We start from the raw sequence: 11,309 nt of genomic DNA, 5'->3' as shown, positions 1-11,309 counted from the left end.
GGAGGCGACGGGGCACGCTGGGACCCGCCCGCCGCGTCCTGCCCCGACGCGTACGCCGAACACGGCATCGACCCCGGCCTGGAGACCAGCCTGCGCGACTGGCTGGCCGGCGCCGGCCGCCCCCTGCACCGGGTGCTGTTCACCCGCCCCGACGCGCTCAGCGCGGCCACCGCCGACGTCTACCGCCTGTGGTTGCGCTCCGCCGGCAAGAGCGGCGACCGCGCCGTCGTCGAATGCGGGCGGCAGCTCGACCCGTGGCAGGTGGTCCGGGCGGGTCTGGTGCCGTACTGGTGCGAGAACGCCACCCGGCGCAGCGTCGCCGGCGCCGAACTGTGGCTCGCCGGCAGTTCGGCGTTCAGTTCGGTCGACGTACTGCCCGACCCGCCCGGCATGACGTCACCGGTGCTCGCCGGACTGCCGCAGTGGCGGGCCGCCGCCTCGTTCGGCCGCCGCCGGGGCGCCGTCGACCGGCTCGCCGCCCGTGGCTACCCCACCTCGGCCGTACCTACCAGGCATGCCACCGAGGTGCTCCGCAACCAGCCGTACGACCTGCCGGCGCCCCAGCGCCTGCGGATCGTGGACGCGCTTACCGGCCTGCGGGACAGCGGTACGCAACAGGGCCTCCTCATATGCTGACTTGTCGCCGCTTGAGGTGGTTCCTGGGGGATTTTCTGACTGGCGAAACTTATCTTGGCCCGAATACGACCCCCCGGATCGGGAAGTAGCGTGCTTCATGGGTGGAGCACGGCGGCCACGGGCCGGTGCTCGAACGCTTAACCCGACACCAATTCGCTACCAGCCCGGCTGTCGCGGTCTGCCGACTGCCAAGGCGGATCCATGCTGGGCGGGCAACCTTTCCAGGGGGCGCGAATGTTCGGAACCACCGCCACGACCGGCACCGTCAAGAGCGGCACCGGCACGGCTCGCACCACCGGCAACGCGGGCACCGGCACCACGACCGCACCGCCACCGAACGAACGGGTGCTCGAAGACCTCGACAGCGCCGCACTCGCGTACGCGGCCCGCATCGCCGGCCTGCCGCCCAGCGGACGCCAGGCCGCCCGCGACGACCTGGTGCGCTTCGCGCTCCCGTTCGCCGGCCGCCTCGCCCGCCGCTACCGCGGCCGCGGCGAACCACTCGAGGACCTCGAACAGGTCGCCCGGCTCGGCCTCGTCAACGCCGTCGACCGGTACGACCCCGAACGCGGCTCGTTCACCGCCTACGCCGCCATCACCATCGTCGGCGAGATCAAACGACACTTCCGCGACCGCACCTGGGGCGTGCACGTACCCCGCCGGCTGCGCGACCTCATCCTCGAGGTCGGCCAGACCACGGCCGCCCTCACCAGCGAACTGTCCCGGGCACCGACGATCGCCGAGGTCGCCGGACGGCTCGATACCCCGCAGGAGGAGATCCTCGCCGCCCTCGAGTCCGCGGCCGGGTACAGCCCCGCCTCGCTCAACGCACCCGTCGGCGGCGAAAGCTCCGCCGAATTCGGCGACCTCGTCGGCGAATGGGACAACGACCTCGAATCCGTCGACGACCGGGTCACCGTCAGCGGGCTGCTGCACCGGCTGCCGTGGCGCGAACGACGCATCCTCGCCATGCGCTTCTACGGCAACCAGACCCAGGCCGAGATCGCCGCCCGGTTCGGCATCTCCCAGATGCACGTCTCCCGGCTGCTGTCACGCGCCCTCACCTGGCTCCGGCAGGCGATGCTCAACGAGGCCCCACCGCCCTGGCACGCCAGCCCCACCGACACCGACCCGCACGACCTGCGCGTCACCACCCGCCGTACCGGCGACCACGTCGTCGTCGAACTCGGCGGCGAGATCGACCGCGACAACTCGCACCGGCTCCGGCAGACCGTCGTCGAGGCCGTCACCACCGGCCGGCCCGCCGAGGTCGTCGTCGGCCTGGGCGACGTACCACTGCTCGACGCCACCGGCATAGCGGCACTCTTCGCCGGCCAGGAGGCCGCCCGCAGCACCGGGGTACGGCTACGACTCACCGGCGCCCAGCCGTACGTCCGCCACGCCCTGAACGTCGCCGGCCTGGCCCGCCTGATGGAGTGAGCGAGCCGGCCCCGCTGAGCTGATTGGTCCTCGCTCCGCTCGGACGGCTCGCTCCGCTTCGCGCCGCCTGAATGCACCGTCTTCACCCTGCGGGCATGACGGCTTCGCCGCATGTCCTCGGGCTCCAGACGGTGCGGCGGCGCTCGGTCGACTCGCGACTTTTGTCGCGGTCTAAAGCTGTCCGCCGATTGCTTCGCCGGGGCCTTACCGCTTATCGCCGGTCGCCCCGCCCGTGTGCACCACCGGCACGGGGTGGCCGTAGACATGGCCGCCGGCTCGGGTGGCCGTAGAGATGGCCGCCGGCTCGGGTGGCCGTAAGCATGGCCGCTCGGCCCGAGGCACGAGGCACGAGGGCACCCGACCAGTCCCTGCCGGATTTGCCGGAACTACGGCCAGCAGCCGTTGTTGATCTGGGCGGGAGAGACCTTATCCAGCCCGGGTTAGGTCCCTCCCGCTCAGATCAACGCCACCGCCCACGTCGGCCAGGCAAGATGCCCCCCAGGGTCTGCTTGTCCCTCGCCCTCCGACACGGCCGCGCGAGCGTTCCGACCGTGAGTTAGGGCGCCGGCGGGGCTGTTCCCCGAACCCACCGCAACCGTCAGCGGCGGCTCCACCGCCGACGGTTGGCGGGTGCAGTTTGTGGACCTGCAACCGCAAGGTTCGGCGAAGCAATCGACGGACAGCCCTAAACCGCAACCCAGGTCGCGAGTCGACCGAGCGCCGCCGCACCGTCTGGAGCCCGAGGACATGCGGCGAAGCCGTCATGCCCGCAGGGTGAAGACGGTGCATTCAGGCGGCGCGATGCGGAGCGAGCCGTCCGAGCGGAGCGAGGACCAATCAGCTCAGCGAGGACCAAAATCACGTCGCGTCGACGTCGAATGACCGGGGGGCCGGTGCCGGGGCGGTCACGGTGCCGTTGGCTTCGGCGGTGCGGGTGGCCGACTTGGTGAGCCTCGGCTTCTGGAGGCTGGTGGCCGACTTTCTCAGGTCGGCCGCGCTGGCGACGTCCTTCAGCTCGTCGTGCACACCGGTCAGGTCGGAGCGGACGTTTTCGTACGCCGACTGGAGCGGCTTGCGCAGCAGGGCCTCGTCTTCCTCGCTGAGGACGTGCTTGCGGATGAACGCCTTCGGGTGGAGGTCTTCGAGCTGGATGTCGGTGCCGAGTTCGCGGCTGAGGTCGCCGGTGGCGTTGGTCGCCATCTGGCGGAGGTTGCGCAGCATGCGCAGGCCGTCGTTGATCACGTTGGGCAGCCGGTCGCCGAAGATCAACAGGGCCAGGAGCAGCAGGGCTCCGATCTCCCACCAGTTCAGGTTCTCGAACACGGTCCCGCCCTCCTCGTCGCTCCCGGCCAGAGTACGCACGTCATCCCCGGTCCGGCAGGGGGTGAACGGTCGTTACTTGACGTCGGCGGCCAGGGTGACGGATGCCGTCTGCTGGGCGGTGCCGCGCCGGTATTCGACGGTGACGACCGAGCCGGGCGCGTACTTGCGTACCAGGGCGATCAGGTCGGTCGCCTCGGCCAGCGGGCGCCCGTCGAGTTTGAGCACGACGTCGCCGCCGCGCAGCCCGGCGCTTTCGGCCGGTCCGCCGGGTTCGACGGACGAGAGTCGTACGCCGCCGGCCCCGCCGGGGGCCCGGCCGCCGCCGACCTGGGCGCCGATCACGGTACGGCGTGGCTTGCCGGTGTCGATGATGTCCTGCGCGACGCGCTTGGCCTGGTTGATCGGGATGGCGAAGGCGAGGCCGATGTTGCCGGCCGTCTCCTCGTCGGCGGCCAGGGACTTGATCACCGAGTTGACGCCGACGACCCGGCCGGCGGAGTCGACCAGCGGACCGCCGGAGTTGCCCTGGTTGACGGCGGCGTCGGTCTGGATCGCCGCGTAGTAGCGCACCTGGCCGCCGGGTTCGCCGGCCTGGATGGTCCGGTCGAGGGCGCTGACGATGCCGGCGGTGACCGTGTTGGCCAGCGACAGCGGCGAGCCGATGGCCAGCACCGGGTCGCCGACGGCGAGGGCGTCCGAGTCGCCGAACTCGACCGGCACCAGCCCACCCCGGTCGATCTTGATCACGGCGATGTCGGATTCCGGGTCCTGCCCGACGACCGGGCCGCTGGCCGTGCTGCCGTCGTCGAAGACCACGGTGGCCGGGCCGGTGCTGCCCTCGACCACGTGGTCGTTGGTGATGACGTAGCCGTCGGCGGTGGCGACGAACCCGGACCCGACGCTGACGCCCCGCCCGGTCCTGGCCTGTACGGTCACCACGCTCGGCAGCAGCCGTTCGGCGACGCCGGCCAGGGATTCGGGCGGACGCTGGGCGGCAGCTGGCGCCTCTCCGCCGGTCGGGGCGCCGAGTACCGTACCGCCGCCGAGGCCGCCGCGGACGGCGGCGACGTAGCCGATCGCGCCGCCGAGCATGCCGGCGAGCAGGGCGGTGACGAGCGAGACCAGCATGACCCGGCCGAGGCCGCGGGGACGCGGCGCGTCCGGGTCGACGACCGGTTCGGGGCCGGGGGTGCCGGGGGCGGGTACGGGGTTCACGACGATCGCCGTCGGCGCCTGCGGATCGCGCCACGGGTCGTGCAGGGCGTCGGACCACCAGGGCGAGGAGTTCGCGCCCGCAGCACTGGTCGGGTTTGCTGACGGCGGCGGCGCCGGCGGGTATGCCGAAGCCGCGTTCCCGTCAGGCTGGCGCCAGTTCCAGCCGTCGGTCACGTTGGTGCCTCCCAGTCCCATCCCCGGAGCCCGGGTGCGCCACGCCGGCGGCGAACCGCCCCGGAGGGCCCCGGCCCGCCTCCAGGATTGCACGGATGCTCGATAGCCGGTCGGCGGATCCCGCACGGCTCCGTCGGCCACCCATGTCCTGACTGCCAATCCTGTACCACCGGATCTAGGCTCTACCCCAACCTCGTCCGCCCACCCCCGCCGCTGGAGGTGTCCCATCGCCACGGTTGCCGGCTCAGCCGCCGCGACGACTGCCCAGGCCGTCCAGTTCACCGAGACATACGTCGCGGAGGACGTCGTCCTGCGTACGGCCCGAAGCCTGGCCCAGGAGGTCGGCCTCGACGCCGTGACGCCCGGGACCGGCGCGCTGCTGCGCCTGTTGGCGGCGGCCGGGAACGCCCGGGCGGTCGTCGAGATCGGCACCGGTACGGGTGTCAGCGGGGTGTGGCTGATGCGCGGCATGCGCCCCGACGGGGTGCTCACCACCATCGACCTGGAGCACGAGCACCAGCGGATCGCCCGCCGGATCTTCGTGGAGGCCGGCTTCGTGGCCGGCCGTACCCGGATCATCACCGGTCGGGCGTTGGACGTGCTGCCGCGGCTGGCCGACGGGGTCTACGACATGGTCTTCGTCGACGCCGACACCGCCGAGTACGCCCCGTGCGTGGACGCGGCGTTGCGGTTGCTGCGCCCGGGCGGGGTGTTGGCGGTGCACGGTGCGCTGGCCGGCGGGCGGATCGCCGACCCGGCGGCCCGCGACCTGGAGACGGTCGCGGTGCGCGAGGTGGTCAAGGCCGTACGGGAGTCGGAGGAGTGGATTCCCGCGCTGCTCCCGGCGGGCGCCGGCCTGCTGACCGCGGTGAAGCGCTAGGGGCGTCGCACAGCGCGGAGGCGCTGCGCGACGCGCCGGAACGGCGCTAGGGCCCGGAGAGCGCTAGGGCCGGAACGGCGCTGGGGCCGGGAGAGCGCTATACGGCCGGGAGAGCGCTACGGCCGGGAGAGCCAGCGGAGCAGGGTCCGCACGCCCCACCCGGTGGCTCCCTTGCTCAGCTCGCGGTCGTCGCTGTCCGCCCACGACGGGGCGGACATGTCGATGTGCACCCAGCGGTCGTGCAGGTCGCCGGTGAACTCGCGCAGGTAGAGGGCGGCGGTGACCGATCCGGCGCCGCGTTCGGGCGCGCTGTAGTAGTCGGCGATCTCGCTGCCGAGGTATTCGACGTAGTCGCCGACCAGCGGCATCCGCCAGGCGAACTCGCCGGCTTCGGCGGCAGCGTCGACCATCGACTCGGCCAGTTCGTCGCTGTCGCTGTAGAGCGCGGCGGTGCGCTTGCCGAGCGCGACGGCGTTGGCGCCGGTCAGGGTGGCGAGGTCGATGATCAGGTCGGGGGCGAGCCGGTCGACGGCGTACGCGATGGCGTCGGCGAGGACCAGCCGGCCTTCGGCGTCGGAGTTCGTCGTCTCGCTGGTCGTGCCGCCGTAGTGCGCGATGACGTCGCCGGGGCGGAACGCCGAGCCGCTGACCATGTTCTCGGCGAGCGGGGCGAGCGCGGTGACGCGTACGGGCAGTTCGAGCCGGGCGGCGCCGATGGCCGCGGCGACGACGGCGGCCGCTCCGCCCATGTCCTTGCGCATCAGTTTCATGCCCTCGCGGGGCTTGATCGAGACGCCGCCGGTGTCGAAGGTGATGCCCTTGCCGACGAGTACGACGTGCCGGGTCGCCGCGGGCGGCCGCCACTCGACCTCGACCAGCCGGGGCCCCTGCGCGGAGCCCTTGCCGACGGCGAGGATGCCGCCGAAGCCCTCGGCCGCGAGTTGGTCCGGTTCGCGGACGGTGATGCCGAGCCCGGTGCCGGCGGCGGCTTCGGTCACCCGGTCGGCGAACCAGGCCGGGTTCTTCACCGACGACGGCGTGTTGGTGAGGTCGCGGGCGAGCCGGGTGGTCTCGGCGGTGATCCGCGCGGCGGCGAGCGTCGGCCGGAAACGGTCGGCGTCGTTCACCGCCACGACCACCTCGGTCAGGGTCTTTCCGTCGCCCGCCGACTCGTCGGTCAGCCGGTACCGGTAGGACCCGAGCCAGAGCCCTTCGGCGAGCCCGCGGAGCACACCCACGGAGGCATCGACAGGCATAACAGTCGTGACGTATGTCTCACTTGCCGCGGATCGAGCGATCGCCGCACCGGCGGCCCGCCAGCCGCCCTCTCCACCGTCCCCGACGCCGACCAACAGCAACCGGTACGGCGTGCGCAGCGGCCGGGGCAACTGGTGCATTACCCCCGGCGCCCCGTCGTGCTCGACCTGCTCGATCAGCGCGGCGGCCTCCGCCACCAGGTCGTCGGGCACGCCCGGCAACGGCGCGAGGAGCGCCGCCCGGCCGTCGTCGTCCGCGGCACCCACGGGCAGCGCGACCACACCGGACAGGTCCGGATCCACCGCGAGTCGGATGGCGAGCACGGTGCGATGACCTCCAGGTCTTTGTGCATAGAAGGCCCGCCGGTACGGCAGTGCCGTGCCGGCGGGCCTCGTGGTTATCAGCCGGCGGCAGCCTTCAGCGCATCACCGAGCGCATTGGCCTCGTCGGGCGTCATCTCAACGACGAGCCGGCCACCACCCTCGAGCGGAACACGCATGACGATGCCCCGGCCCTCCTTGGTGACCTCCAGCGGACCGTCTCCGGTCCGCGGCTTCATCGCCGCCATGTTGTCTCCCCTCAGACCTACACCAGGGTCGGTGGGTTGCCCCACAGCCACTTCGTTTCGCAGGCACCGCACTACACGGCCCGCGGTGCCGACCAACGATTTTCCCTGATGAAACCCGCCGGACCCAAACCGAACCAGCATTGATGTGACAACATCTAGCATAACCTGTCGTTCACTGTCACAATGTGCGGTCATGCAGGCACGGTCGGCGCTCTTCGACCTCTACGGCGACCACCTCCGCCCGAGAGGTGGCCGCGCACCGGTTGCCGCGCTGGTCAAGCTGCTCGCACCGCTCGGGATCGCACCCCCGGCCGTACGCACCGCAGTCTCCCGTATGGTCCGCCAGGGCTGGCTCCATCCGCTCAGACTTTCCGCCGGACCCGGCTACCTGCTCACCCCGAAGGCCGCCCGCCGTTTGGACGAGGCCGCCGCCCGGATCTACCGGACCACCAAGATCGGTTGGGACGGCCGGTTCGATCTGATCACCCTAGAGGTACCCGCCAACCGCCGCGACCGGCTCCGGCTGAACTCCAACCTCACCTTCCTCGGCTACGGCATGCTCACCGAGGGCACCTGGGTGGCCACCCGGCCCGGCGAGGACATCGACGTGGTGCTGACCGAGTCCGGCGTCCGCTTCGAGCGCTTCACCGCCACCCACGCCGCCGGCACCACGGGCGCGATGGCCGTCGTCCGCCAGGCCTGGGACCTCGGCGAGATCGGTGAGGCGTACGAGGGATTCATCGCCGAGCAGCGGCCCCTCCTCGCCGCGATCACCGTACGCAGCGACGACGAGGAGGCGTACGCCGCCCGGTTCCGGCTCGTGCACGCCTGGCGTACCTTCCTGTTCCGGGACCCGCAGCTCCCTCCGGCGCTGCTGCCCGAACGGTGGCCCGGCACCAGCGCCGCGGCGTTCTTCGACCGGCACGCCGCCCGGCTGCGGCCGGCCGCGGACCGCTACGTCGACCAGTGCCTCGACGCCTGCACCCGGCCGACCCGACAGAAGGGCACCTGAACCATGACTGAGCCGCTGCTCGTCGACCGCGCCGACGGAGTGGTCACCCTGACCCTCAACCGGCCCGACGCGCTCAACGCGCTCGACACCGCGCTGAAGGAGGCGTTGCGGGACGCGCTGGCCAGCCTGGAGGGCGACCGGAGCTGCCGCGCGGTGGTGCTGGCTGGTTCGGGCCGCGCCTTCTGCGCCGGGCAGGACCTGCGCGAACACGTCGACACCCTCACGGCCGGCGGATCCGACCCGCTCGACACCGTCCGCACGCACTACAACCCGATCGCGGCCCGGCTGGCGCACCTGCCCAAGCCGGTGGTCGCGGCGGTCCGGGGCACGGCCGCCGGTGCCGGCGCCGGCCTGGCCTTCCTGTCCGATTTCCGCATCGGCGGACCGCGTACGAAGTTCGTGATGGCCTTCGCCAACGTCGGCCTCGCCGCCGACACCGGGGCCTCGTGGTCGCTGCCGCGGCTGGTGGGTCACGCCAAGGCGGTCGAGCTGCTGATGCTGGCCGAGCCGGTCGACGCGGCGCAGGCCGAGCGGCTCGGGCTGCTCACCCGGCTGGTCGACGACGACGAGCAGGTGCTGCCGGTCGCCCAGGAATTCGCGGCGCGGCTCGCGGCCGGGCCGACCGTGGCGTACGGGGCGATCAAGCGTGAGCTGTCCATCGGCGACGCGGGAACGCTGTCCGACGCGCTGGCCGCCGAGGCGGAGGCGCAGACGATCTGTGGCCGTACGGCCGACCACCGCAACGCCACCCTCGCCTTCGTCAACAAGGACAAGCCCGTCTTCGAAGGCCGCTGACCGCACTTCTCACAAGATCGCGGTGATCAGGGGCCGGCACGGGCGTGTCGCCGGCGCGCCGCCCGGCCAGGTCCCTGATCACGCGAATCTTGGAACGGGAGCCGGCTAGTCGTCGTCTTCCTCGGGGTCCTGGTTGGCCTCCTCGCCGAGGACGAAAGCCTGCATCGCCAGTTCGTCGCTGGACGGGGAGACGAACGTCGGCAGCTCGCGCGGGCCCAGCTCGGCCACGTAGGACCAGAAGATCCGGACCGCCTCGGCCGGCGTCGACGCCTCGATCGGCAGGTCCAGGCTCACCAGCCAGGTCCGCCGGTCGGGCTGTGGAGCGAACCGCCCGGCGACCTCGTCGTACGTCGCCCGGTCGATCTCCACCACCGGCCCGTCCACGACGACCGGATCGGCCGGCACCGACTCGTCGAAGGCCCGCCGGGTGTACGTCACCACCAGCGTGGCCTCGCCCGTGTCCGACTCCGGATCGTCGGGATCGGTCGGCACCCCGGCACCGGCCGGTTGGGCGACCCGACCGAGGGCCACCACCTGCGGCTTTCTCTCCTCGCTCACCACCAGCACCGGGTCACCGACGCCGGGGCGCAGCCGGCTGTCGAGACCGGTCAACTCCAGCGTTTCGTGGTGGTAAAGGCGTTCGGCCGCGAACCGGCCCTCGGGAATCGTCACCGCCCAGGCGCTCATGCCCTCATCCCATCACGCCGCGCGTGGCCGGCCCGACGTGACAGCCGAGCAGGTGATCGTCGACCATCCCGATGGCCTGCATCAGGGCGTACGACGTGGTGGGCCCCACGAAGCGGAAGCCGCGCCTCTTCAGCTCCTTCGCCATCGCCGTCGACTCGGGCGTCACGGCGGGTACGTCGGCGAACCCGGCCGGACGCCCGGCCCGTGGCGGCGGCGCGTACGACCACAGCAGGCTGGCGAGGCCGTCGGGCAGATCGGCGGCGGCCCGGGCGTTGACGATGGCCGCCTCGATCTTGGCCCGGTTACGCACGATGCCGGCGTCGGCCAGCAGCCGGGCGACGTCGGAGTCGTCGTAGCCGGCGACCGTCTTGATCTGGAAGCCGTCGAAGGCGGCCCGGAAGGCGGCCCGCTTGCGCAGGATGGTCAGCCAGGACAGCCCGGACTGGAAGGCTTCCAGGGTGAGCCGTTCGAAGTGGGCGTCGTCGCCGTGGACGGGGCGCCCCCACTCGTCGTCGTGGTAGGCCGCGTAGTCAGGGGTGCTACCGCCCCAGCCGCACCGGGCGAGCCCGTCGGCACCGATCACCAGGTCTGTCACCGGACCACTCTAGGTCGGCGCCACGACACCGGCCCGAAGCCGTGCTCAGCGCAGACGCGTGCACCGCGGGTGTCTGCTCCGGGGGTGCGTGGCCCGCGGGTGCGTGCTGCGTACCACTGGGCTGCCGCCGGCGGGAATGTCGACGCCGGGGCGGACGGGTGCGGTCAGGGCAGGGCGCCGGTCTCCACGAGCCGGCCGAACTTCTTCAGTGCCCGGGTGAGGCTGACCTTGGACCCCGGCCACATCACCGGCCACGCCACCCGCCCCGCCACACCACCGGGCAGGTGGAACCACTCGTGCCAGACCACCTGGGTGCGGTCGTGCTCCATCTGGGTGCAGCGCAGCACCCCCGGTCCGCGCAGCACCCGCCCGAGGTGGACGACCTGGACCTCGTAGGGCGGGTCGAGCCGGGCGACCCGCATCCGGTCGCGGAGCACCGCCGGGCCGACCGCGGTGACCGCCTCGATCAGGCTGCCCTCGCCGCCGTCGCCCTCGATCACCCGCACCGTGGTGAACGGGATCCAGTCGGACTGCCGCTCCCAGGCGGTGAAGGCCGCGTAGACCCGTTCGGCGGGGGCGTTGACGATGACGGTCGCCGTGACCTCCCCTGCCCCCGGTTGCGCCGCCTCCTGTGGGTCGCCGGATCCACTCACTTGCGGTCCACGGCAGCCTTGCCGCTGTCGGCCGGGTCGGGGCCGGTTTCCGTCGCCTCGGCGGCGCGGGCGGC

11 protein-coding genes and 1 pseudogene are annotated in these 11,309 nt (G+C 72.3%); 5 read left to right on the top strand and 7 right to left on the bottom strand.

Annotation, left to right across the window (positions count from 1 at the left end):
- Positions 1–636, top strand: a pseudogene (locus tag AB0I42_RS09320) (hypothetical protein); the annotation flags it as partial.
- Positions 637–870: 234 nt separating this feature from the next.
- A complete protein-coding gene (locus tag AB0I42_RS09315) occupies positions 871–2,076 on the top strand; it encodes a SigB/SigF/SigG family RNA polymerase sigma factor (protein ID WP_357535654.1) in 1,206 nt (401 codons plus the stop codon).
- Between the two features lie 858 nt (positions 2,077–2,934).
- Here AB0I42_RS09315 and AB0I42_RS09310 read toward each other — a convergent pair.
- Both AB0I42_RS09310 and AB0I42_RS09305 read right to left on the bottom strand, forming a co-directional pair.
- Positions 2,935–3,399 carry a preprotein translocase subunit TatB gene (locus tag AB0I42_RS09310; protein ID WP_357535652.1) on the bottom strand — a complete coding sequence of 155 codons (465 nt, stop codon included), beginning with the start codon at positions 3,397–3,399 and terminating at the stop codon, positions 2,935–2,937.
- 72 nt (positions 3,400–3,471) lie between these two features.
- Positions 3,472–4,803, bottom strand: a complete 1,332-nt coding sequence (locus AB0I42_RS09305) for a trypsin-like peptidase domain-containing protein (RefSeq protein WP_357535697.1) — start codon at positions 4,801–4,803, stop codon at positions 3,472–3,474.
- Between the two features lie 295 nt (positions 4,804–5,098).
- Between AB0I42_RS09305 and AB0I42_RS09300 the strand changes: the two genes are divergently transcribed.
- A complete protein-coding gene (locus tag AB0I42_RS09300) occupies positions 5,099–5,668 on the top strand; it encodes an O-methyltransferase (RefSeq protein WP_357535695.1) in 570 nt (189 codons plus the stop codon).
- Between the two features lie 116 nt (positions 5,669–5,784).
- On the opposite strand, the gene AB0I42_RS09295 is transcribed toward AB0I42_RS09300, so the two are convergent.
- Together AB0I42_RS09295 and AB0I42_RS09290 are read right to left on the bottom strand one after the other, a co-directional pair.
- Positions 5,785–7,248: a leucyl aminopeptidase gene (locus tag AB0I42_RS09295; RefSeq protein ID WP_357535650.1), complete on the bottom strand. Its 1,464-nt coding sequence runs from the start codon at positions 7,246–7,248 to the stop codon at positions 5,785–5,787.
- 77 nt (positions 7,249–7,325) lie between these two features.
- Positions 7,326–7,493, bottom strand: a complete 168-nt coding sequence (locus AB0I42_RS09290) for a DUF3117 domain-containing protein (protein WP_007455245.1) — start codon at positions 7,491–7,493, stop codon at positions 7,326–7,328.
- Positions 7,494–7,686: 193 nt separating this feature from the next.
- Between AB0I42_RS09290 and AB0I42_RS09285 the strand changes: the two genes are divergently transcribed.
- Both AB0I42_RS09285 and AB0I42_RS09280 read left to right on the top strand, forming a co-directional pair.
- Positions 7,687–8,505 carry a PaaX family transcriptional regulator C-terminal domain-containing protein gene (locus AB0I42_RS09285; protein WP_357535648.1) on the top strand — a complete coding sequence of 273 codons (819 nt, stop codon included), beginning with the start codon at positions 7,687–7,689 and terminating at the stop codon, positions 8,503–8,505.
- A gap of 3 nt (positions 8,506–8,508) precedes the next feature.
- Entirely contained in the window at positions 8,509–9,300 is a 792-nt protein-coding gene (locus AB0I42_RS09280; protein WP_357535646.1) for an enoyl-CoA hydratase-related protein, read from the top strand.
- 105 nt (positions 9,301–9,405) lie between these two features.
- On the opposite strand, the gene AB0I42_RS09275 is transcribed toward AB0I42_RS09280, so the two are convergent.
- The 3 genes from AB0I42_RS09275 to AB0I42_RS09265 all read right to left on the bottom strand — a co-directional run bounded on the left by AB0I42_RS09275 (position 9,406) and on the right by AB0I42_RS09265 (position 11,235).
- A complete protein-coding gene (locus AB0I42_RS09275) occupies positions 9,406–9,987 on the bottom strand; it encodes a hypothetical protein (protein ID WP_357535645.1) in 582 nt (193 codons plus the stop codon).
- Positions 9,988–9,991: 4 nt separating this feature from the next.
- A complete protein-coding gene (locus AB0I42_RS09270; protein WP_357535643.1) occupies positions 9,992–10,582 on the bottom strand; it encodes a DNA-3-methyladenine glycosylase I in 591 nt (196 codons plus the stop codon).
- Between the two features lie 164 nt (positions 10,583–10,746).
- A complete protein-coding gene (locus AB0I42_RS09265; RefSeq protein WP_357535641.1) occupies positions 10,747–11,235 on the bottom strand; it encodes an SRPBCC family protein in 489 nt (162 codons plus the stop codon).
- Positions 11,236–11,309: the final 74 nt, after the last annotated feature.

It is taken from the genome of Polymorphospora sp. NPDC050346, assembly GCF_040655695.1.
Taxonomy (GTDB): Bacteria; Actinomycetota; Actinomycetes; order Mycobacteriales; family Micromonosporaceae; genus Polymorphospora; species Polymorphospora lycopeni.
The sequence above is the reverse complement of the archived record's forward strand: the minus strand, read 5'-3'. Positions and strand labels throughout refer to the sequence as shown.

What these genes read in the sequence shown, in the direction of transcription:
- AB0I42_RS09280 (WP_357535646.1), top strand. Translation starts at nt 8,509, where the DNA reads ATGACTGAGCCGCTGCTCGTCGACCGCGCCGACGGAGTGGTCACCCTG.
- AB0I42_RS09315 (WP_357535654.1), top strand. Translation starts at nt 871, where the DNA reads ATGTTCGGAACCACCGCCACGACCGGCACCGTCAAGAGCGGCACCGGC.
- AB0I42_RS09275 (WP_357535645.1), bottom strand. Translation starts at nt 9,987, where the DNA reads ATGAGCGCCTGGGCGGTGACGATTCCCGAGGGCCGGTTCGCGGCCGAA.
- AB0I42_RS09290 (WP_007455245.1), bottom strand. Translation starts at nt 7,493, where the DNA reads ATGGCGGCGATGAAGCCGCGGACCGGAGACGGTCCGCTGGAGGTCACC.
- AB0I42_RS09285 (WP_357535648.1), top strand. Translation starts at nt 7,687, where the DNA reads ATGCAGGCACGGTCGGCGCTCTTCGACCTCTACGGCGACCACCTCCGC.